Source organism: Cytophagaceae bacterium (assembly GCA_016722655.1).
In the GTDB taxonomy this organism is placed as follows: domain Bacteria; phylum Bacteroidota; class Bacteroidia; order Cytophagales; family Spirosomataceae; genus Leadbetterella.
This window is the reverse complement of sequence record JADKIR010000005.1, coordinates 1207790-1232284: the sequence shown is the minus strand read 5'-3', so window position 1 is coordinate 1232284 and position 24495 is coordinate 1207790. Positions and strand designations below refer to the sequence as shown.

Annotated in this window: 18 protein-coding genes; 7 read left to right on the top strand and 11 right to left on the bottom strand. The window is 37.0% G+C overall.

The window, feature by feature from the left end:
* Positions 1-15: 15 nt before the first annotated feature.
* From IPP61_21180 to IPP61_21145, 8 genes are all read right to left on the bottom strand, one after another.
* Positions 16-777, bottom strand: a complete 762-nt coding sequence (locus tag IPP61_21180) for a DUF2490 domain-containing protein (protein MBL0327637.1) — start codon at positions 775-777, stop codon at positions 16-18.
* A 226-nt stretch (positions 778-1003) separates the two neighbouring features.
* Positions 1004-2593, bottom strand: coding sequence for a SulP family inorganic anion transporter (locus tag IPP61_21175; GenBank protein MBL0327636.1), 1590 nt, complete (start codon positions 2591-2593; stop codon positions 1004-1006).
* Between the two features lie 42 nt (positions 2594-2635).
* A complete protein-coding gene (locus IPP61_21170; GenBank protein MBL0327635.1) occupies positions 2636-4501 on the bottom strand; it encodes a hypothetical protein in 1866 nt (621 codons plus the stop codon).
* Positions 4502-4503: 2 nt separating this feature from the next.
* Positions 4504-7005 (bottom strand): DUF2309 domain-containing protein, encoded by a 2502-nt coding sequence (locus IPP61_21165; GenBank protein ID MBL0327634.1) that lies wholly within the window; start codon positions 7003-7005, stop codon positions 4504-4506.
* Between the two features lie 78 nt (positions 7006-7083).
* Entirely contained in the window at positions 7084-7437 is a 354-nt protein-coding gene (locus IPP61_21160) for a hypothetical protein (protein ID MBL0327633.1), read from the bottom strand.
* Between the two features lie 136 nt (positions 7438-7573).
* Positions 7574-8284, bottom strand: a complete 711-nt coding sequence (locus IPP61_21155) for a TIGR00730 family Rossman fold protein (GenBank protein ID MBL0327632.1) — start codon at positions 8282-8284, stop codon at positions 7574-7576.
* A 78-nt stretch (positions 8285-8362) separates the two neighbouring features.
* A complete protein-coding gene (locus tag IPP61_21150) occupies positions 8363-10024 on the bottom strand; it encodes a glutamine--tRNA ligase/YqeY domain fusion protein (protein ID MBL0327631.1) in 1662 nt (553 codons plus the stop codon).
* Between the two features lie 182 nt (positions 10025-10206).
* On the bottom strand, positions 10207-10983 hold the full coding sequence (locus IPP61_21145) for an enoyl-CoA hydratase/isomerase family protein (GenBank protein MBL0327630.1): 777 nt from the start codon (positions 10981-10983) through the stop codon (positions 10207-10209).
* Between the two features lie 619 nt (positions 10984-11602).
* Between IPP61_21145 and rsgA the strand changes: the two genes are divergently transcribed.
* The 5 genes from rsgA (at position 11603) to IPP61_21120 (ending at position 20657) form a co-directional block, all read left to right on the top strand.
* Positions 11603-12529 carry a ribosome small subunit-dependent GTPase A gene (gene rsgA / locus IPP61_21140; protein MBL0327629.1) on the top strand — a complete coding sequence of 309 codons (927 nt, stop codon included), beginning with the start codon at positions 11603-11605 and terminating at the stop codon, positions 12527-12529.
* Between the two features lie 400 nt (positions 12530-12929).
* On the top strand, positions 12930-13667 hold the full coding sequence (locus tag IPP61_21135; protein ID MBL0327628.1) for a GNAT family N-acetyltransferase: 738 nt from the start codon (positions 12930-12932) through the stop codon (positions 13665-13667).
* A gap of 498 nt (positions 13668-14165) precedes the next feature.
* Complete coding sequence (locus tag IPP61_21130; protein ID MBL0327627.1) at positions 14166-15665, top strand: hypothetical protein; 1500 nt, start codon at positions 14166-14168, stop codon at positions 15663-15665.
* A 152-nt stretch (positions 15666-15817) separates the two neighbouring features.
* A complete protein-coding gene (locus IPP61_21125) occupies positions 15818-19645 on the top strand; it encodes an NPCBM/NEW2 domain-containing protein (protein ID MBL0327626.1) in 3828 nt (1275 codons plus the stop codon).
* Between the two features lie 154 nt (positions 19646-19799).
* Entirely contained in the window at positions 19800-20657 is an 858-nt protein-coding gene (locus tag IPP61_21120; GenBank protein ID MBL0327625.1) for a DMT family transporter, read from the top strand.
* On the opposite strand, the gene IPP61_21115 is transcribed toward IPP61_21120, so the two are convergent.
* From IPP61_21115 to IPP61_21105, 3 genes are all read right to left on the bottom strand, one after another.
* On the bottom strand, positions 20650-21465 hold the full coding sequence (locus IPP61_21115; protein ID MBL0327624.1) for a glycoside hydrolase family 25 protein: 816 nt from the start codon (positions 21463-21465) through the stop codon (positions 20650-20652). The two genes, IPP61_21120 and IPP61_21115, sit on opposite strands and share 8 nt — an antisense overlap.
* A 63-nt stretch (positions 21466-21528) precedes the next feature.
* Positions 21529-21774, bottom strand: a complete 246-nt coding sequence (locus IPP61_21110) for a type B 50S ribosomal protein L31 (protein MBL0327623.1) — start codon at positions 21772-21774, stop codon at positions 21529-21531.
* Between the two features lie 170 nt (positions 21775-21944).
* On the bottom strand, positions 21945-23027 hold the full coding sequence (locus IPP61_21105) for an alanine--glyoxylate aminotransferase family protein (GenBank protein ID MBL0327622.1): 1083 nt from the start codon (positions 23025-23027) through the stop codon (positions 21945-21947).
* 119 nt (positions 23028-23146) lie between these two features.
* Between IPP61_21105 and IPP61_21100 the strand changes: the two genes are divergently transcribed.
* Both IPP61_21100 and IPP61_21095 read left to right on the top strand, forming a co-directional pair.
* Complete coding sequence (locus IPP61_21100) at positions 23147-23497, top strand: aspartate 1-decarboxylase (protein MBL0327621.1); 351 nt, start codon at positions 23147-23149, stop codon at positions 23495-23497.
* Between the two features lie 11 nt (positions 23498-23508).
* Positions 23509-24495 carry a flippase-like domain-containing protein gene (locus IPP61_21095; GenBank protein MBL0327620.1) on the top strand — a complete coding sequence of 329 codons (987 nt, stop codon included), beginning with the start codon at positions 23509-23511 and terminating at the stop codon, positions 24493-24495.

Sequence of the window (24495 nt, the reverse complement as noted above, 5' to 3'; positions counted from 1 at the left end):
GATTTTACCAAAAACTCACTGATTTTTTGAACCAAAAAGATCAACGTTGGTATAAACCGAAAACCTGACCGTAGGATTTGATTCTCTGATAGTATTGCTGAAATTCCAGATATGCTGGTGTATATAGGCCAGTTGAAACTGTATATGAGGATTTATGGTGAGACCCATCCCTCCAATTATTCTGTTTTGGTTCAAAAAAGTGGCTCCTGCATATTTTCCAATGTTATAGAAAGCCTCATCACCTGCTATTGCACTTAACTGGTATTTTTTAGATATCTTGATGATGGGGTAAATGGCCAAAATCATATGACGTAGCCTGTTTCGATAGGTATAATCAACAATAGTGAGCTCATTGCTATTGTTTTCATTTCCGGCAATACCCACCCAACGGTTCTCATCCCGGAGCCGGTTGGTAATTTTTAATTTTGATATTTGGCTGATTATAGTGGCTTGTAACCAAGCGTGGTTTTCCGGAATGGGGATTTTATTAATGGCCGGTTTTCCATATACATAGGTTTTGTAATGTGAGTACCCAACACTGCCAGTTAGATTTTTTGAAAATTTATAGTCAACCGATGGCCTTATGAAATATTGTTGTTTTTCAGAGAAACCGTTGGCATAACGGCTGGTAGCTTCAAAACTCACCGAACTGCGACCTTTGAGGTTAAATTTTCCGAAATAATGCAACCAAATGTCATTATTATGAGAGATAGTTTGGGCATTGAGCTGGTTTGAAATGACAGATAAAATCGTTAATATTTTTATGTAATTCTTCATTGAGATTTCAATTAAAATATTGCAAAATGAATCCAGGGAATGATGTAATTAACATTCCGGAAATTATTTTTCAAGAAAACAGATTGATTTTGAGCTAAAATGGTTTATTGTTAAGCCCAAAAAAAGAAGAGATCATGGGATTATTTGCAAAAAATATTTCCGGAAATTTCATAAAAAAATCAGGGAGTTTCCAAAAACCCTAAAGGAAACCCCTGATTAAAAAAGACTAGGATACTTTTTTACGTGCCGATGCAGCATGCCCCGACAAAGGCTTATGCTTGTCAAGACCTTTGATTACCACTTTTCCTCCTTCATTTTCATAAGAATTTTTGAAATTATGAAGGTTGTCCATCACTGAGTGATCAACCAAAAGGGTATCTTCAAGGTCTATTTCTACATAAAACTGGGGTGGCAAAGCTTCCAATTTTCTTTTTATACCCATAAAATTGGTAAATACAGCCGCTTTGCTGATTTTAACCAGGTATTTGTTTTCGGTAAACGAAACCTCAGTTGGCGTTTTGAATATAACCGAAAGCGGTTTTCCGTTCAGGAGATTGATGATAATCTCAGCCAACATACCAGCGGCAATTCCCACTAAAAGGTCAATCCATAAAGTAAAAATGATAGTCACAACAAAAATGAAAAGTTGCTCTTTACCAATATGCAATGCATGCATAAACTCTTTAGGATGTGCCAGTCTGATTCCCACCGTAATCAACATTGCGGCCAGGGCAGTATTGGGAATGAGCTCAATCAAATGTGAAGCAAACAATACAAAAACCAAAATAAAGAATCCATGGAAGAAGTTTGCCCAGCGTGTGCGTGCCTTATTGGCAACATTGGCCGAGCTACGTGCTACCTCTGAAATCATAGGTAAACCACCCAAAACACCGGCTATGATGTTTCCTATTCCCACTGCTATGAGGTCTTTGTTGGTATTTGATTTTCTTTTATAATGGTCAATCATGTCGATGGCCTTTACGGTCAAAAGTGACTCAAGACTTCCTACCAAGGCAAACATGATTACGTATTTTGTGAATACCCCTATTTCATGCACACCATCAAAACTCACATTGATTTTAATACTGTCAACCAAATTGCCTAAATGTACCAATGCATAAATAGGCTCAGTGGTTTGGAAATCTAGCATTAGCTCGGCAGGAATTGCAAATAACAGAACCACTAAAGGTGCCGGAATTTTTTTCAATGGAGACTCTGAAAGCATAGGCCAGATCAGCATCACCGCCAGACTTACGATTCCGATCAAAGTAGCCTTTGGGTCAAGGTGCATAAAATAATATGGAATATTTCCGATTAACTCAAAAGTGCTTTTTCCTTTGGTCAGGGCCGGGTCAATATCCAGTAAAATCGGTATTTGTTTTGAAATAATAATAATTCCAATTGCTGCCAGCATTCCATGAACTGCAGAAAGCGGAAAAATGTCGGTAAGTTTTCCTAATTTAAATAGCCCAAACAGAACCTGAACCACACCGGCCACAACAATTGCACCCAGTGCAAGATGCCAGCCTGTTTCGCCACCACCGAATTCAGCTACACATTCAGCAGCGATTACTATCAAACCCGCCGCGGCACCTTTAATTGTAAGCGGTGATCCTGCAAGAAAACTCACAACCACTCCGCCAATAATGGCTGTTAGAAGACCCATGATTGGAGGGAATTCTGAAGCCTTGGCTATGCCCAAACTAAGTGGAAGAGCCAATAAGAAAACGATGAATCCGGAAATGGAATCTGAAGAGAAACTCTCTTTGAAACCGGCCCAACCGTCTTTTGGTAAATTCTTTAAATAATTACTCATGTTATTGTTTTTTAATGCTTTATTTATTCTGAAAAAAATATTTTAAGAAGATTTTATTGGGTTTGATTGCATAGGGTTTTGCTGTGGTCCCAAAAACAATCTGGCATATATTCTGATTAATGCTATACCACTGATGATAAAACTCAGAGCGGTAAACATGCCCAGAAAAAACTGGTTTTGCTTAATATGGCTGAAAAGCAAATCCTCACCAATAAAAGAAGGTGTAATCGGAAAACCGGTTAATCCCAACATAGCAATCAGAAAGACAAAACCCAGAATCGGATATTTACTGATATGTCCGTAATATTCATTCAGGTCAAAATAATCTGGCTCCAGCTTTTTTAATCTTGCCAAACTCAGATATCCGATTATTCCGGATACTGATACTCCGCTTAGGAATATCAATGTCTCACGGAATTCAAAATGCTCATTAAATGACACCGCCAATACCAAACTGAAATGATTGAACAGAATCAAAATCCAGGCAAGTCGGGGATGGAGTCGCTCCGAAAATGATTTTAAAACCATAATTAATCCCGAAAGTGCATATGTAAAAGGTATATATTCATACATGTCTTTTGGGATGTATTCCTGATTGAAAAACAGAAACAAGCCTAAAAGGTAAAAAGGGAAAAAATAATAAAATACATTCTTCGGGGATAAGAAATTGAGAGACTTTCCAATGTTTTTTAAAGGATTGAATATTTTTTTATTCAAAATAGAATCCAGATTCCATTCTCTGATCGAAAGAATATATAAAGTATTTATTAGCTTGTTAGTTTTCTGATTTTCAACCGGATGAAAATTATAATGCTGGTCACGAATCAAATAACTCACCGTAGAAGGAGAGATTAATAATTGGTAAGTTCTCAAGAAAGCATTTCCTGCAAAATGAATCAAAGCAAGAATATGAAAACCAAGAGCTACCTCAATAAAAATTAACCCAATCTGCGTTATTGAGCTGTAAGCAATCTGGGGTTTTATGGAATATTGCACCCTCGTAATAAAAAAGGAAATAATAGCCGTAACCAATCCGGTGAGAGCAATCAATATTTTTACTGCCATTTGTTGTTCCCAAAACGGATAGGTGCGAAGCAGTAAAAAAACTCCAAAATGCACAGATAATGACCCATAGAAAATTGCACTTGAGGGTGTTGGCCCTTCCATAGCTCTGGGTAGCCATGATGAAAATGGAATTTGGGCCGACTTCGCTGCTGCAGCTACAAGTAACGCAATGCCTATGAATATGCCCGTTTCACTATGGCTCATAAGATGTTCATGAACCAAATGATAATTGCTGAGTTTTACGAAATTGATATTTTCGTGCCATAAATGATGGCTTGCCCACATCGCTGCCAATATTCCAACGTCTCCAATCCGGTAAATGGTGAAAACTTTCACAGCATTTCTCACAGGCAGATACCTTTCTCTGTAAAATGCAATCAGTAAGAATGACGATATTCCCAGCATTTCCCAACCCATAAACAGCGTTTCGAAATTACCTGAAATTACGGTCCAGTTGTAACCCAGGAAAAAGAATAACACTGTATTAAAAAACCTTTTGTATCCATTTTCAAGATGCATATAATACTGGCTGTACCGGGTTATCAGGAAAGTGATAAAACTACCCACCAACAGATAGGTCATGGTGATTTTATCAAAATAAAAATCAATTAAAAATTGGTATTCATTTGAGCTGTAAAGTACTATTTCCTGAATATTGGTTTTTGGGGTACCTTTAAGTATCCAAATTATCATATAGTAAATCACAAGGATTAATTGTGAAGCAGTGGTGATAATTGCCAGCCAGGAGATCGCAGATTCTCGTTTTTTCGAAAAAAACAAACTCGCGATAAAACCGATAAACGGTATTAGCACAAAACCTAAAATTATATTATTTGTCTCCATGTTTAATCTCTGATAATTTCTAAGATGGGTAAATTGCCATGTTCATTCTCGAAAATTTCTTCCAGATTATTGGCCACTTCAATTTTGTCGGTAATAATTTCATAAGGTTTAAAATTACCCTGATCAAAAACAAAAGCCTCCTTAGTTTCGGGATGAATCACTACCAGATTTATCCAGTTATTGATAAACCATTCATAGGTAGCCGGATTGATTTGCATTATCCGTAAAACTTCTTTCGGATAATGTTCAATAGTAATCAACAGCCTTAACGGATCATGAATATTGATCATTTGCACAGGTAATCCGGGTCGCAGGTCTCCATCCATGCCGTTGGAGAGGCCTATTAGCCCTACCACATTGTGAGGGAGTTTTGAACCTGCTCCCAGGCGGTAGTTGTCCACCCTTGAGAAATAGTATTCGAGATTAATACCTCCGCACACCGGAGCGATGGCGTTCAAAATCCCTGATAAAATGGAACCGTCATGATCAATTGCATAATCGTATGAATTGAGAAATGCCCGCCGATCAAAAAACAAATGTTTGTTGTTTTCTCTTTTACCGACTACGCAGAGTGTATTGGTGGCGTGATTCCATTCTGGGCGTGGCTCAAACAAGGATATCGAACGTTTTTTTACCTCAGCGTGTACTTTTTCTGCCGATCTTTTGGTGTTGGTCATCAAAAATCTTCTGGACCTCTCTTTGGCATTGGCACTTAATGCCTGCTGAATTACAGATTTATAATTTTTATGACTTTCTTTCAAATTATTCGGAAGAAGATCTTCATCGAAATAGTCGGCTTCATCACGAGTTGTGTCGTGAAGTGCAGCCACAAACCAGGTTGAATCAGGAATATTTATACCTCTTTCACGTAGTCCGGCTCTGACTTGAGGGTCATTGGCAAGAATACTGGCAACCCGTGCATTGACTGATCCTGCTCTGCCTGAACAGGCCCCGCAATCATAACCGGCATAATACGTGTTGTTTACACTGCTGGCACCATGGCCCATGATATAAACCAGGGGTGCGAAATTTTCAACCAAACCTATACTTTTTAGTAAACCTTCGGTTTTTTCGATCATTTCTTCCAGCGTAAAACCTACCTGCAAGCCCTGACTTTTCTTGCCTTTGTAGGCTATGGTTAGCTTTCCATATTTGTCCATATGCTTAAAAGAAGAAACCATCGCGGGCGATTCTGAAGGGAAAAGTATGCTTTTTCCCATTTTCAGTGCCGACCACAAACCCAAAGTTGGAGCGATAATCAATCCACCAAAAAAGCCATAAGTGTGTCGGTTGAAATGGTTGTCCCTTTTGTGCCTTTTTTCCGCATCTTCTTCTTTAATCAGGATGTCGGGTGTCATTGGTGCCGGACATACCTTGGTCGTAAATTTGCTCTGCTCAGGCTGAAAGAAAAATGCCACGTTGAAAAAGCCAGCCACTCCAAAAGTCTCTGCATCAGGGACTATCTGTTCAATGTGTCGCCTGATAGAGCACTCGCGGTCATCAATGCAAAACAACGCCTGGAAACTTTTTTTCTCAGAGCTTTTGGTTTCTTGTTTTTTCTGTAATCCTTTGATAACCTGATCATAATAAGACCATTCATAAGCCTCCTGCCAAATTTTGTAAACTTCAAAAAGTTCTGATTTTGGAATTTCTTTGAATAAATCGCTTTCAAAGTTTTCTGGCAGACTCTCACTTATTGGTTTCCATACTTCTCCATAAAGCTGATCGAGTTGGTCCAATTCTATCAATAGCTCATAAATAATAAATTCTTTGATAGAAATTCTGCGTTTGTCCAATAGCGACTGAGGCCTTTTTTCAATAGCACACACCATTCCTGACCACCCTGGATGACCAAACTGCTGTTCAAACAAATAACTCTCATAGAAATTTTCGTCGCCAACGACAATTTTTAGCAATACATCCAGTGGATTTTTTTCATTTAATAAAATATTTTGGGCTCTTTGAGTTTTGAAAATACTGGTATGACTGTTTTTTTCAATATTCCTTAAAGCTTCCAAAAATAGTTTGTCATGGAAGGGAAATTTGGCAATACTTATCCCCTGGTCAAGAAATGCACCAACTGATCTGAAGAGTTTGGGGTGCACATATTTGTCGAGATTGATTTTATATTTTGATTTCCAAATTTTTCTAAATCGACCAATTCTTTGACTATGGGTTTCATCGTAGTCAACTTCCAGTAATTTTTCCTTCCAGAGCGAAAGATTTCCTTTTCCCTTATTTTCAATTATTCTATTTTCGAGAATCGCTTCATTTATTTTTCCTTTTTGGAATAATTCTTTGTATTCTGCTAAAGTTAAATATACCTGATAACCAAATATTTGGGCTGCTTTTTGCATCCCATTATGAAAATTCAGATGCTGAAAAGCGTGCAAAGTATTATGATGAACAAAATCCTTTAAAGGAGCTTGTGCCGGTAGGTAATGGTGAAGTTCATGCAAAACATGATCTAAGTCAAATCCGAAATTTGATTTTTCTTTTTTCATTAAGAAAAGAGGTAAAAATTAAAATGAAATTTTAATCAGGGCATAAAGCCCGGTTTGAAATTAGGATAGATATGAATCTTAAATCCTGAGGTTTCGGACTAGAATATATAGTCTGCTTTTATTATAGAATGACCCAACAGTTTGATTTGTAGGGTTTTGTATTATGAAAGATGTGTAATTAAAGGTTATGTCAGTAAATTGTGCAGGAATTATGAAAAGATCCTGTTGATCTTCATGGTTATCTTCTTCCTCTTTTTCTTCTAATTTTTCATTCAGAAATCGGAAAATAAATTTTTCGTCAGGACCAGAATGAGCTTTTAAATAAGCATTTGAATGAAGAGAGCCGGAAATTTCTTTTTTTGATGGCACATGCAAACCCATCCCTATCATGAACAGGATGGTGTACATCAAAAACATTTGCCGTCTAAACATTTCCAATCATTTTAAAAATTCCGATGGCAATTAAATATTTTAATTTCTTTTTAATCCAATTTTAATCTTTATTTTTTTTCAGATAATTTATTAATTGAAAAAAAATATAAAAAAATGAATATTATTTCTGATTGGTTTAGCTTTTAGAAACAATTTTTAAACCCAAATCATTGCCAATTCGAGATTTAATGAAGGAAATCGCTTCATCAACCTGATTTGTAATCAGATACATTTTTTTATCATGTTCTGAAATAGTCCTTTCTTCCAGCATTTTATCTATATGCTCAATGATATGACAATGGTATCCGTCATTAAATATAACTACAGGAAATTTGGAAATCTTGCCGGTCTGTATCAAGGTCAGGGCTTCAAAAAACTCATCTAAGGTCCCAAAACCACCCGGGCAAATCACAAATGCATAAGAGTATTTGATAAGCAGGGTTTTTCTTACAAAAAAGTATTTGAAGTCCACCCATTTATCAAGATAAGGGTTGGGTTTTTGCTCGTGTGGAAGCACAATATTGCAGCCTATCGATTTACCGCCTACGTCTTTGGCACCACGGTTGGCTGCCTCCATGATTCCGGGACCACCACCGGTCAGAATTGTGAAGCCCATTTTTGCCAGTTCTGCACCAATATGCCGGGCTTCGTGATAATACCGGTTATTGTCATCAAATCTTGCTGAACCAAATATTGTTACGCAAGGGCCCACAAAATGTAATATTCTGAAGCCTTTGATAAATTCCCACATTACATCCAATACAAATCTGAATTCTTTCCAGCGGCTCTGTGGCCCTTCCAAAAATCTTACTTCTGAGTGTATCCTATGGGTGCTGTTACGTGTCATTTTTTTAAGAATTTTTCAAAAAAAAAGTTTGTTTGAGTCAAAACTACAAACAAACTTTCTTAAATATTCTGCTTTTTTTTAAATTTTAAAACCTTCTTTCAAACCTACAGTTTTGTTGAAAATTAGTTTTTCCGGAGTTGAATCAATATCTGCGGCGTAATAACCATTTCTGATAAACTGGTATTTTGTACCCGCTTCAAAAGATTTTAAAGATGGCTCTACAAATGCCCTGGTGATTACCAGTGAGTCCTCATTGATAAAGGCCTTAAAATCACCTTCTTCAGAGCTTGGATCTTCCACTTTGAAGAGTCGGTCATAAATTCTTACTTCTGCTTCCAGCGATTCGGTTGCCGGTAGCCAGTGAATCACCCCTTTTACTTTTATACCACTTTCGTCCTGACCGCTTTTTGAAGTCGGGATATAAGAACATTTTATTTCAGTCACCTCACCGTTTTCATCGTGAACAACCTCTTCACATTGAATGATAAACGCCCCTTTTAATCTCACCATTTTTCCCGGCGAAAGTCTGAAGTATTTATTGGGAGGATTTTCCATGAAATCGTCTTTTTCAATCAACAATTCTTTGGTAAAATTCACCGTCCTTGATCCACTCTCAGGAATTTCCGGATTGTTTTCAAGGTTACATTCAATACTATCAATATCCGAAGGGAAATTCGTAATTGTAACTTTCAATGGATTGAAAACCGCCATCACACGGGCTGCGGTTTTGTTGAGATTTTCTCTTACAAAAAACTCAAGCAAACTTACATCTATCAGATTGTCACGTTTTTGAATGCCAATACGATCACAAAAATCCACAATCGCTTTGGCAGGAAATCCTCTTCTACGCATACCCGAAATAGTAGGCATGCGTGGGTCATCCCATCCCGATACATTCTTCTCGTTGACAAGTTGCAAAAGTTTCCTTTTGCTCATCACGGTATAGGAGAGATTGAGCCGGGCAAATTCGTATTGTTTTGAAGGGAAAATTTCGAGTTTTTCCAAAAACCAATCATACAATTCGCGGTGTGAAACAAACTCCAGCGTACATATTGAGTGAGTGATACCCTCAATCGAGTCTGACTGACCATGAGCAAAGTCGTACATAGGATAAATACACCACTTATCACCTGTCCGATGATGATGGGCGTATTTGATACGGTAAATGATAGGGTCACGCATGAGCATATTGCTGGAGGCCATATCTATTTTCGCCCGTAATACTTTACTTCCTTCAGGGAATTCACCATTGGCCATGGCCTCAAATAGTTGAAGGTTCTCTTCAATGCTTCGGTTCCGGTATGGGCTGTTGGATCCGGGCTGTGAGGGCGTACCCTTTAAAGTTGCCATTTCTTCCGAAGTGGAATCATCGACATAGGCCAACCCTTTGGTTATTAGTTTTTTGGCATATTTAAAAAGCTGATCAAAATAGTCAGAAGCGTAGTATTCATTAACCCAGTTAAATCCCAGCCATTTAACATCATTCTTGATGGAGTCAACATATTCTGTGTCTTCGGTTACAGGATTGGTATCATCAAACCGAAGGTTGGTACCGCCACCGTAATCCTGAGTCAATCCAAAATTGAGGCAAATTGATTTTGCATGGCCTATGTGCAGATAGCCGTTGGGTTCAGGAGGAAACCGGGTCAATAATCTCCCACTGTGCTTACCTGATTTGAGGTCAGCTACCACTATCTCTTCAATAAAATTCAAACTCTTCTCCTTAATCTCTTCTGACATAAGTTTTGTTTGTTGTACAAAAAGCTAATTTAATATTAGAAAGTATATGATAATTTTAAACTATATCGATTTTGGGAATTTTACTTTGTTTAATACAAGAAATTATTTTGATTGTTAAATATTTATGTATTTGAAAAGGCAATAATTAACAATTTCTTAAAACAAGATTAAAACTTAGAAGGCTATTTTCCTTTAAATGCGGGCTCACGTTTCTGTAAAAATGCCATTACACCTTCAGCAAAATCTTCTGAATGTCCGCAAGCGGTTTGACCTTCGGCTTCCAGATTTAATATTTCTTCCAGGCTGGAGTTAAAACTTTGATTGAGCACTTTTTTCATTTTTCCTATTGCTCCGGTGGCCGATTTGGCATAAAATTCTGCGATTTTCTCAATTTCTGCATCCAGATTCTCGGTTTCAACAATTTTGTTAACCAATCCTAGTTGAAGAGCTTCGGGCATAAATATTTTGCGACCGGTACTACAGATTTCGAAAGCCTTTTGAAAACCTACTATTCTTGGTAGAAAATACATAGAACCCGCATCTGGCATGAGGCCAATTCCAACAAATAATTCAGTAAGGTAAGTAGAAGAATCAGCAATCAGTAAGTCGCAAGCCAAAGCCAATGAAAGTCCTGCTCCTGCAGCCACACCATTAATTTTACAGATAATTGGCTTTTCCAGTGATCGCATCTTCAAAATCAATGGATTGTATCTTGCTCTCAGAATATTCCCCAGATTGGTGTCGCCCAGACCTTCTTTGAGGTCAGCCCCGGAGCAAAAAGCCTTCAAATTCCCGCCAGAGAGAATTATTACCCTTATTTCCGGGTCGTTTTCACAAACAGAAAATGCCTCTCTGAGCTCAAATATGAGATTTTGACTTAAAGCATTAAATACTTCGGGCCTGTTGAGTGTGATGTAGGCTTTCGAATCTTTTTTTTCGAAGATTAAATCTTTATACATCTGGTAATTAGTTTTGGTGTAGTAAAATTCGCCAAAAAAAATCAATATCCCACTAAATTCCGAATGGGAATTTAAGGAATTCAAAATAAAATTATCAGATGGGTATAAGGTAGGAAGAAATTATTAAAATGTGGAATTGAAAAAGCACAATAAAACACCTTGACCGCAAAATTTCGGCCTATAAAACTTTTACATAATGGTTTAAGAATGTATCAGCAATCATTTGTAAATGTGGCGATTTGGATAAGTAGTTGGTTTTTCTTTTTTGTTTCCTAAAGAATATACCACCACGCCAACTGCCAGAGCTGCCAACCCGAATAAAATCCCTTTTTTCATAACCTTAAAATTTTAAATATTTAAACAATTAATTTTTTCTAAAAAATAGCTTTTTCATTTGCTTTTTAAAGATAACGCACAATTTTCAACAATTGTTACAACAAGAGCTTAAAATTTCCTTAAAAATTATTTTACGGTAATTTGCCCCTTTTGTTGGCGTTCATTTTATTAGAATCAAAAATTAATCCAAAGTTTAATGAGAATAGTAAAATTTTTATTAAAAGGTTGGTATTTTTTTTAAGGAAAATTTAAGGTAGCTTTGTCCATCAAAAATTTGAGCATTTTGGATGTACTAAAAGGAGTAGTTTTCAGGTCAACGGGTAGCTGGTATGAGGTAAAAACCGAAGCCGGTGAAATGTATTCCTGCAGGCTGAAAGGTAAGTTCAAAATCAAAGGCTTGAAAGTCACCAATCCGATTGCGGTGGGCGATGAAGTGGTTTTTGAAGTTGAAAATGAAGATATCGGGATAATTTTTGATATCAAACCCCGCAACAACTATATCATTAGAAAGTCTGTTCACAAAACCGCCCATGGTCATTTGCTGGCCACCAATATAGACCAACTCGTGGTCATCATCACATTGGCACACCCGCGTACTTCAATGGGTTTTGTGGACAGAATGCTCGTAACTGCCGAAACCTTCCGGATACCTGTTTTGCTGGTTTTTAATAAGAAAGACCTTTTGGATAGCGAAGCCGTCGAAATACAGGACGAGTTGATGGAAATGTACGAAAACCTGGGATATACGTGTATCAGTACTTCAACGGTTACTCGTGTAGGTTTAGATATTTTTAAAGAAAAACTAAGTAACAAAACCAGCTTATTGTCAGGTCACTCAGGTGTTGGTAAATCTTCACTGATTAATTTCATAGATCCCGAACTCGATCTGGCTACGTCTGAAATCTCGACTTTTGCCAATAAGGGTGTACATACCACTACTTTCGCCGAAATGTTTGAATTGCCGGGAAATATCAGGATTATCGATTCGCCTGGAATTAAGGAATTGGGGCTGATGGATATTGATGAAAACGAACTGGGGCATTATTTCCCCGAATTCAGGGCTCTGCTGGGAGAATGTAAATTTAATAACTGCCACCATATCAACGAACCCAAATGTGCCATCAAAGATGCAGTAGAGTCCGGAGATATTGCCGAAAGCCGGTACAGAAGCTACTTAAGTATGTATGAAAATTATGATAACAGACGGTAGGGGAGTTTGTTTTTTCAAAAGTTAATTTCAAAGTATTTAAAATTGCATATAATTTGAAAAGTGCCTTAATAATTCAGATATAATAAATTTTGAATTTTCGGTTTTCCACTTATTTGATATACAGGAGTTTATAAAATTGCAGATTGGTAACAATTTATTAACAAAATTTTAGCTTCAAATCAGGTCTTATGTCTGTTTTTAATTCTATATTTGCAGCGTAATAATACAATGAAACAGATATTGCTCCCCATTTCCCCTTTTCGACGACTTAGGTCCGTGAGGACCCAAGCATAAGGATATTTACTTTTATTAGTGGATTTCCTTCCACCTTTTCTTAAAAAAATCTTATAACAAAAACAGCGGATACACCGTCTCCATTTAGGGTCTGAGCCCCTTGCAAATGACGATGAACATTACAGAAAAAAGTATTATTGGAAAATATGTGGTTCAGGTAGCCACAGAGGAGCATTTTGATTATGCCCAGGTGATTGTAGAGGAGATGGCCCTTTCGGCCAAAGCTCGTGGCACCGGTATTGCCAAACGTTCGCCTGAATACATCAAGCTTAAAATGGAAGAAGGAAAGGCGGTAATAGCCACGACTTCCGATGGCGAATGGGTGGGCTTTTGTTATGTCGAAACCTGGGAGCATGGCAAGTTTGTGGCCAACTCAGGATTGATAGTACATCCCAATCATCGTAAAAGCGGCATTGCAACTTCCATAAAATCAATGGCTTTCAATTTATCAAGAGCCAAATATCCCGATGCAAAAATCATTGGATTGACCACCAGTCTGGCCGTGATGAAAATCAATTCAGAATTGGGCTATCTGCCGGTGCCGTTTTCGGAACTACCCAAAGAGGATGATTTCTGGAAAGGTTGCTCCAGCTGTGTCAATTATGATATACTGAACCGCACCAATAGGGCACATTGCTTGTGCACAGGCATGAAGTTTGACCCCGAGGAGGAAAAAAACAAAGTAAAAGAAGGCAAAAAGCCGGAGTTTTGGGATTTTCTGACAGAATCAAGCCTCTATGAAAAATGGATGAGCATGAAGCAGCGGATACTTTTAAGAAGAGAGGAACGTAAAAAAAAAGTTCAGCCCAGCCCAAAGACTCAGAGAGAACTCAGCGAGGTATAGAGAATATTAAAGGTAGAATGGAATGAGTTCGTGTTTGACACGAACTCATTTTTTTATTTAGACATTGACGCTATTGTTATTTCCAAACTAATAAAATATTGAAAGCTTTAATTTAAATGAATTTAGGCTTTTTGATTATTTTTTTATTCAAAAGTTTTTTGTTTTAATTTAATCAAATCTCGAATTATTTAATTTTATAAAATATTGAATTTTAGTGAAATATGAAAAATTATGCACCGTAAAATAACTTTAATTCTTTTTTTACTCTAATATTAGGAAAGTTCGTTTTTTTTTTTTTCAACTTTACATCATCAATTGATAAATAACACTTTAAAGGACACAGTATTTACTAAATTTCTTAACTTTGTAAATATACCGGTACGTAAATCACAGCAACGCCCACGGTAACCGATAGGTACCTCACCTACCAGCCACTCCCTGAGCTGCACTATAATATGCGTCACCATTTTTAAAACGATTTTAATTATTAATTTTAAAATGGAAAAAAACATTATGCTTACGACTATGCTATTGGCCGGCACTATGTTGCTTGGCTGTAATCCGAAAGAGGTTTTGGAACCTGCCTTAGATTACCCCGCTTTTGTAGTTATTGATGGAGATACAATAAAAACAAGGAATGATAATGCACTTAAGGATAAAGTAAGTAAAAATGACCGTAGCGGACTTCTTGAAACCACTGTGGTTGGTGATACTATCTTGGTATTCAAATTGCCCAAAAAGCTTAAACCATCAAAAGTATCAGACCTTACAAAATATAAAAATTCTAAAATTCCTGAACTCAAAGGTAAGCAATTTAAACTAGTGGCTGCAGGAGGCAATCTTACACAAGGCATGCGTGATGGTGGTATTTTTAATGAAGGTATGTTAACTTCTTACCCAACCTTGATTGCTAATCAATTGGGAATCGACTTTCAAAATACCCTCTTTGATCCATCAGAATATAATGGAATAGGTCGCAAAGTATCAAGTAGTTTTAATCCTACAGCAGGACCAGTTCCCAAGCAAAAAGAGGTAATCAATAATTTAGCAATTGAAGATGGAAGAGTGAAAAAATATAAATATATCACTAAGCCCGATAATTATTTGATAAATGCAATAAATGGCTTACAAAAGTATGAAATAAATATGGATAGGTTGAGCTCATATTATCAATTACATACTCAGTTTACAAATAACTTTGGGTATGGATTGTTAACAAATTCCAAAAAATTTGATTTCTTACTTTTTGAAAATGGCTTGCAAGATATTCTAGTAAATGGCTTAAAATCAAATATTCCCAAATATGATTTAACTGAATTACAAAAAGTAAAAGCAGGTGTAAAAGTAGAATATAATTTTGATAGACTTACTGTATCAGGATCTGAAGTTTATACAACAATATTTAAGTTATTAGTCAGTCAACAATTAAATCGTGGTATTATTTTGAATTGTCCAGACTTAGAAGATCTGCCATATTTTCGAAAAACTTATGTTGCTGAAATTAAAAAACTTGCTGATACTTACGGACTTAATCTTTATGATTTATTGAGAGATGAAAATTTAGTTTTAGGATCACCAAGCATTGATTCGTTGTTGTCACCCAGAGTAAATTTATCAATCAAACCTTGGGTTTCTACAAGGGTAAACTATAATAGTGAAGCAGGCGATAACTATATAATTAGTGGCGATACTAGAAAAAGAATAAATGAAAGCATTGCTATAAAAAATTCTAACTCAAGAATATTAAGCGAATATGCTGATATGCCTATATGTGATATTAATAAATTATATAAAAATATTTTGAATGGATCGGTGGTGACCTCAGATGGAATCAAAGTAGATGCTACCTGGCCTGGAGGGAATTTTTTCTCAACCGATGGGGTATACCCCTCTGCATTTGGACAGGCGGTGATAGCCAATGAGGTTATAAAAATCATGAATAGCTTTTATATGATGGATATTGAGCTTATACCTACTGCTGAATACCTTAGAAGATAATATAAAACCTTAAAAATCAATATAATGAAAAGAGTTATAAGTTCTTTGCTGATATTTCTGTGTCTATATAGTCCGATTTTTGCACAATTTGCTATATCAAATAGGTATTCATCAGAAAAAATTACCTTTCCAGTTAATGGTTCTGTTTTCAGATGGATAACTCCAATAACGATAGCCATCAGTTTCGTTTTGCTGGTCAAACCTCCTCAACATATTCCTTAAATTTTTCAGTTTTTAAACGTAGTTCTACTGGGGGGTACGTACTTGTACCGCAGTATAATAATATATCATTAACTTATCAACCTTGTCCTGGGAATGTTTGTGCAGACAATATTAAAATATTTAATTATGTAGGCTCCACAAATCTTGGAAAAGGCTTTTACAGGATAGTAGTTTATAGACAGTATTCCAATCTTTTATTTAATACAATTGCTCGTAAGGTAACAAAGTGTGTTGTAGATTTTGGAGTTGGAGATGTTTATTTCATTGCTGGTCAATCAAATGCATCAGGTTGGTATTGGCGAGATGATAAAGATCAAAATGGGAATTATTTTTTAGATAATACCATTTCAACGACTGGTGAAATTACCAAATCTTCTCCAATGGCAAGGACTTTAAACTTTAAGGGCGACAATGGTGGAATGAATGGTGGTGGTCAATCAATTTCAAAAGGAATTCCGTATGAATCAAATACTGAGAATTCTTTAATTTTTCAAGAGTTAATTATTCCAGCAACCCCTACTTCGGCATCTGATCAGGATAATAATAGAATTAATATTTACCCAAACGGGTATAATAGCTGGGTTTATGGTCCTTTAGGATATAAAATTGCCACAAATAATATTGATGGAGGAGGGAAATATGAGGGTACACCCTCACTGTGGTTCAACACAGCTGTTGGAGGAACTACGATTAATCAAGGAACGGGTTTTAATAGCTGGTTGGATAATCCTACCAATCCTTCATCACTTATTGGAAAATTAGACTATACCTTATTAAATTTTGCTGGTCCCTTTGGTGCAAAAGCCGTTTTATGGCATCAAGGAGAATATGATCATTTATCTTACCTCAGCGGATCGAAATCATCTAACTATAAAAATGAATACAATACAGGGTTATCTCAAATTATTGAATGGACTCGGCAGGCAGTTGATAATAGTATGAAAGAGAGCTCAAAACTTAATTGGTTTATTTCTGATGTGTCCTACTTACCATACTCAAGTACTCCAAGTAATTCATTAGGGTCTGTTTCAAGTATTATTAATCCAATACCTACAGCATATATTGGATTGACAAGTGGTAGTCAATCAAATTGGACATCTCCTAGCAATTTAGTATCTGTAGGTCAAACAATAACTCGAAATAGACCAATCTCGCCACCAAATATTGCAACAAATTCTGTTTATTTTGTGCCTCCAAATACTCCTCACTTAAATATAAGGAGGGGGCCTGCAACTGATGACTTAATTGGAATTAACAACCGAACGTCAAGGTTTTTAATACATTTAAGTGGCATAAATTCTTTAAATACCTTTGCAAATCGTTGGTATGATAAATTATATTCATCTAATGTATCTGTTTCAAATTCTAGCATTGCAGCGTCGCCACTAATTCCTTTGATGAGTGTAACTAAATCGGATAATAATTACACTTTAACCATTGCTAGTCAATCAAATAGTAATCCAAATAATCTGGTTGATTACCCCGCTGTAAAATATATATGGGTAAAAAATTCTCAAGCACCAATGCTAGATGTTGGAATGGCCAGTTGTTTAAGTACAACGGGGATAACAAATAATTGTAACTCAGCTACATTTAATAATGCGATTCCAGGTGATTATTTAGTTGGTTATGTATTTAAAGACGGCAGATTACACCCTGTTCAACCTTATTTAGTACCTGGTAGTTCGGCTCAATCAAAAAATATACGAATTGGTAACAATAATTTAATTATTCCCTCAACTGGCGGAGAGGCAAAAACGGAAGTAGTTGCTGTTTTGTGTGATTGGGAGATAGTGAATGCTCCTATAAATTCTACATTGACTTATGTTGAACCTACGGGCGAATTAGTTTTTTCAGCAAATGCTAATACTACAGGTTCTACAAAGTCTGAAGAAATAACAATCAAAGAATTAGGTGGGACTTATACAGAAAGTATTGTAGTCACTCAACCAGCTGTTTCAGGAACATCCACCCCTCTCACCTCCATCACCCCCAATGCCAATTCATCTGGTTATCAACTCAATAATTCAACAGATGGTAACACCATGATGGTCAGTGGGGTGCAATACACCCAGGGTATTGGCACCCATGCTCCTAGCAGTATGTTTTTTAACCTCAATGGGCAGTACAACACCCTATCGGGCAAAGTGGGTCGTGACGATGAGAGTGATAATACTTACAACAGCGGCAATGTGGAGTTTACAATAAAAGGTGATGGTGTTACGCTCTGGACATCTACTGTACATGGTAATACCACCAATGCTCAAAGTTTTAATATTGATGAGGCTGGTAAAACCACGATTGAATTAAATGTGGGAACAAGCACCGATGGTAATTATTTTGATCATGCCGACTGGATAGACATGTATTTGAATGGAGAAAGTTGTTCTAATCCTATGCCAACAAATGTAGTAGCAAACCCTCCAAACTTAGGCTCATCAGGTGGTTCAGCTCAGCTTTCGGCAACTTGTGCCAGTGGAACTCCAACCTGGAACACAGGCCAAACAGGTAGCCCAATAACAGTGAATTTAACAGTTACTACATCTTATTCTGTAACTTGTACAAGTGGTAGTTGTAATCCTTCTAATTCGGTGGGTGTTACTATAACAGTTCCCACAGGGCCATGTACTTCTGTTCAAAACAATGTACAACTTTCAACCTGGACAGTGACTGGTCATCCTCTGGTAGCAAGATCTTTCCATAATGCATATTGGCTAACACAAAGAATTGGAACTAATCCCGAGAGCTTTTTAGTTCGTGGTTCTGAAATGCTTAACAGGAGTGATGTTAACCCACCATACAGTATCACTAATCCAGAATTGAAAAATTGTTTTGCTTTCGTACACAGTGCTTATGGTGGGTTAGTCGGCCCTAATGCCACCGAGTTTCCAACCCCTGATGGTTTTGCAATGGGATATGAATGCCCTACTCCACCATGTAATGCCTCAAACGGAACACGATATTTTTACTCTATTTCGGCACCTCCCAGTTGTAGTAATTCAAATCTTATAAATTCATGGACCTATGCAAGTTCAGCAGGTTCTACGACCGGTCTCCCAAGAATTGGGAAATCAATAGATAATGGGGATATGACCATGGGTTCAACCAATTATACAGCAAGTTATCCAGGTACTGGTATAGGTACACATGCCTTTTCAGAGATCATTTATGACTTGGGGGCATCCCATACTTTCCAGTATTTTAAATCTACCGTAGGAAAAGACAATGAGTCGGTATGTGGCGAAAACCGTTTGGTTTTCAAGGTGGTAAACAATGCCACAGGAGCTATTTTGGCACAGTCTCCGGTTGTGGGTAATCCAGCTTATGGCCTTCCTCAAACCTACGATATGAGTGTAAACATTGCGGGTGTCAGATATTTGAAACTTGTGGTGGAAGATGGCGGTGACAATATATATTGTGACCATGCCAACTGGGCAAGAGCAAGAGTAACTTGCGATGCAAATGCCAGGAAATCAGCAGAAGGAGATTCGATACAGTTTGAAACTGCTTTGAAAATTAGCCCTAATCCGTCGGAAGGTGAGTTAACAATTGAATTTGGTCTTGAAAACGATGGTCCGGTGAGCATTCAAATGCTAAATTCTGCGGGATTCGCCTTTAAAACTGAGTCGGTTTCTGGTGTTAAAGGCAGAAATGCATTAAAATTTGATACAGGTAAGAACATTGTTCCCGGTCAATATATTATTTCTGTGGTCTCCCCAGGTCAAAAATTGACTGGTCATGTAAGCATAGTCAAGTAGGAGTTTTTTTTCATCAGACAAAGCCGGAGAAATTCTCCGGCTTTTTTAGTGAATTGATGTATATCTCATTTGATGTTACTCAAAATTAAACTGGTTTTTTTAAGTATTAGATATTAAGTAAAAATTTCCGAATTTTGCAGGTCATTTTTTTAGTATGCTTAAAGATTACGTCAAACTACATGTTTTTGTATTGCTATTTGGTTTTACCGGAATTCTGGGAAAGCTCATTTCTGTTGATTCATTGACTTTGGTGCTGTACCGCACACTGTTTGCTGCATTAGGTTTGTATGTTATTTTGTATTTCAGAAAAGTAAAAATTCAGTTATCCTTTCGTGATTTTGCAGTATTGTTTGGCACCGGATTGGTGCTGGGGCTGCATTGGTTGTGTTTTTTTGGCTCAGGAAAACTCTCTACGGTTTCGGTAAGTCTGGTCACGTTTTCTACCACTTCGTTTTTTACGGGTATTTTGGAGCCGGTTTTATTCAGAAAGAAAATAGTATTGTATGAGATTGTTTTGGGAATCATCGTGGTGATAGGGGTGTCTATTATGTTTAGTTTCGAAATCAGATATCTGAGCGGCATATTGGTGGGATTGTTGGGGGCGTTTCTGGCGGCAGTTTTTTCGATTGTCAATTCCCGGCTCACGCATAGGTTTGACAGTCAGGTCATAAGTTTGGTGGAGCTTTCAGCGGCTATGTTTTTTATGGCGGTTATATTTTTGTTTGCCGGAGATTTTAATTCCCTAAAATTAAGCCAGAATGATTTGTTTTGGCTGTTGATATTGAGCTGGGTTTGTACGGTTATCCCACATTCCCAAATGATAAGTTTGATGCGGAGGATTTCGGTTTTTACAGCCAACTTATCTCTAAATCTGGAGCCGGTTTATGGGGTTATTCTGGCTTATTTTATTTTTGGAGAAAGTGAAAAGATGTCTTTTGAATTTTATTTGGGAGGTATTTTGGTCTTGCTGACGGTTATGTTACATCCAATTTTGAAAAGGAGATTTACCTGATCAAAAGGTCTTCAAATTCTTCTTTGGTGCCATTAAATACATTAAAATCTACCTTTCCTTTGATTCCATTTACAGTGGCTTCTTCGCTTATTTGCCAAAAATGCCAATCCCTGTCCAGATTGGGTTTTCCCATTTTGGTATAATGTGCCACCCAGATCGGATAATTGTCAAAATATCCCTGAAGTTTCTTTTTATAAAAATCTGCATTGGTGTAGATAATCGGTTTTACACTATAATGGTTTTCTATCAATCTGAGCCAGGTTTTTAAACCTTCTCTAATTTTTTGGTCAGACTGACCATATTCAGTTTCGATATCAACTACAGGTGGCAGGTCTCCGTTTTTGAGCTTGGCTATTCTGATAAAAAGATCGGCCTGAGCTTTTGCACTTTTGGTGGCAACAAAAAAATGATAGGCACCAACGGCTATTCCGGCATTTTTGGCTCTCAGTTTATTCTGGAAATAATGATAATCAATGGTTTTAACACCCTGGGTTGCTTTGATGAATGCAAACTCAATTTTAACATTTTCGATTTCCATATTTTTCACCGACTTCCAGTTGATAATCTGTTGGTAGCGAGATACATCGATGCCATGAATGCCGTATTCCGATGGGATATATATTCCAAATGCTTTGTATTTGATGTATCCGGCTTTGATTTCCTGATAGTAGAAGTACCCAAAAAAGGCTATAATTGGGATGATAAAAATCAAAAATGGTTTCCAATTAAATTTCCGTTTCCCAAAGAAGCTTTTTTTCTTCCTGGTCTTTGGACGGGAGGATCGCTGTGTTTTCCGGGTTGAGTTCATTTTTGAAAAATAAAAAAGCCTCTCCATGTATGAAAAGGCTTAATTATAAGATACCTGAGAGTATTATTTTTTTCCGTAACGTCTGTTGAATTTATCAACACGACCTGTTGTATCCAACAATACGTTTTTACCTGTATAGAATGGGTGAGATTTTGAACTTACCTCGACTTTACATACCGGATATTCTTTTCCATCTTCCCACACGATGTTTTCTTTAGTCTCAACGCATGAGCGAGAAAGGAATTTTTCGTCTGAAGTCAAATCCCAGAAAACTACTTCTCTATAATTTGGATGAATGTCTTTTTTCATTTCTTTATTTTATTAAAACCTTTATTCCTCGATTGGGCTGCAAAATTAAGAATAATATTCTTATTTACAAAAGAGTACTTCTAAAAACTCAAAATATTTCTTATTTAGAACTATTTACTTTAGTTGGAGAAAAATTTTGAGTCTAAATTAAAATTTTTTTATATCCAGATTTAAAATTTATCAATTTCATTTAAAAGTGCCTCAATTTGCTCGGGGGTATTGGAAATGAAATTGGAAACTCTGATTTGGCTGTCTTTCCCCGGTCCATATCCGGCACCTACTATCATATTTTTGGTTTTCAAATAATTAATGATATCAGATGATGGTCTTTCAGTATTGATTACAGCAACAGTTTTGGAACGGTGATCCGGATTTTTAACAAAAATATCATAGCCTTCTTTTTTCTCAAAAAACTTATAAAGCATTTTGGCTTTTTCGTCTGTCTGTTTTCTGATAGCCTCCAGGCCGGTTTTATTCATGTCTTCTGCTACTTTTCCTAATAAAAATATGCCCATAACATTAGGAGTGGCAGGATTTTGATAGTTTTTGGCATTTTTCCACAGGGTAGGCAGGTCATGGTGAGCTCCCAGGCAATTCCCTTTTGATTTCAGTTGCTTAGCTTTTTTCAGACATTTTTCATTGGCAATCCATACCCCCAAACCTGCGGGCAATCCAAAACTTTTTTGCACCGAAAAAAAAGCTGTATCAATCAATGAAAAATCCAGCTCAGGTATAGGAGCAGAAGATACCATATCCACTGCAATAAGCTTGTTTCTGTGGCTGCGTTTGAGTTTATGAATATCAGCTTCGCGGGTCTGAACACCCGTTGAAGTTTCGTTTTGAGTTACACAAATCAACTCGGCGTATTCGGGAACTACAATTTCAGAATAAGAAAATCCCTCACCCATAGGTTTATTCAAAGCGTCTGCCTGACGACCCAAAGCCTGTGAATACTGGAAATATTTTTCAGAAAATGAGCCATTTACCAGATGGAAAGATTCAAATTCTACCAAACTCTGGATACTTTTTTCCCATATTTCTGATGCTGAACCGGTAAACATGATGGCGTTTTCCTCTGGAATATTGAGTAAAGCCCTCAGTTGTTCATCGGTATGTTGGTATATTTTTTTGAATTGACCGCTTCGGTGCGAAATCGAACCCAGTTGTTCATCGACGAATTCCTGAAGATATTCCTCAAACTTAGGATAAAGTTCAGCCGGTCCGGCAGTAAAATAGATTAGCTTTCTGCTCATGATGTGTTAAAATGTGTTACAAATTTACAAATTATTATTGAATGAAGTTTTTTGAATCGTGTCAAATTGCGATTCTAAGGATTATGTTCGTAATTTTGTAAAAAAAATAGCTGCATTATATGTTGGTAAATGTTTTTAAGTCAAAGATTCACCGGGTAAAAGTTACTCAGGCCGAGCTCAATTATGTCGGAAGCATAACTATTGATGAGGCCCTGCTTGAAGCTGCCGGTATTATGGAAAACGAAAAAGTGCAGATTGTCAACAATAACAATGGCGAAAGACTTGAAACTTATGCCATTAAAGGCAAGCGTAATTCCGGTATTATCTGCCTTAATGGTGCAGCTGCCCGAAAAGCACAACCGGGTGATATTATAATTATCATATCTTATGCATGGATGACCCCCGAAGAAGCCCAGCAACACAAACCAACGGTGGTCTTTCCTGACGAAAACAATAGAGTGGTACAATAAAAAAATCAATTTTGAAGAAAGCACTAAAGTACTTATTCCCGCTTGTGATAGGCCTGGCCTTACTTCGCTGGGTTTTTAAAGATGTGGATCTGGTAGCCACTATTTCGGATTTCAAATCGGCAAATTATTTTCTGGTGTTTTTGGCTTTGATGGTCGCTTTGCTGGCTCATGTAAGCAGAGCCTATCGCTGGAATCTTATGCTTGAACCGATGGGCTACAAACCAAGCTTGCTAAATACTTCTGTGGCCGTTATGATAGGTTACCTAACCAACCTGATTTTTCCCCGTGCAGGTGAATTGGCACGCTCAGCGAGTCTGCAAAAAAGTGAGAATGTACCCTTTGACAAGTCTTTTGGGGCGGTTATTGCCGAGAGAGTGATTGATGTTTTGGTTTTGGGAGTTTTGGTTTTGGTAAATATTCTATTGGAATTTTCCAGATTAAAATCTCTAGTAATCGAGATGTTTGGAGGTAAACTCAATAGTATTCAAAATCTAGTTTATTTGGGTATTGGGTTTCTTGTGTTTGTGGGAATAGCATATTTTGTTTTCCTGAAATATAAAGATAAAATACTGAATATTAATCTGGTAAAGAAAATTTTTGAAGTAGGAAAGGGTCTCTGGAGTGGTTTTGTGAGTGTGCTTAAAATTAAAAAATCTGGATTGTTTTTTCTACATACCCTATTTATCTGGTCAATGTATTATTTTGGCACTTATTTGCTTTGTCAGGCGATTTCGATAGGGCAGGAGCTTTCATTTTTGGCAGTTCTCACCATATTGGTGATGGGCTCCATTGGCATGGCTATCCCTACACAGGGAGGATTGGGTAGTTATCATTTCTTTGTGGGTAAAATCGTGGTGTTATATGGCTTGAGTCAGCAAGATGGAGTGAGCCTTGCCACATTTCTGCATACATTACAAGGGGTTCTTTTTGTGCTTTTATTCGGTTTGGCGGCTTTTATTATTAGTTTTTTTACAGAAAAAAAGACTAATATTTCCTGA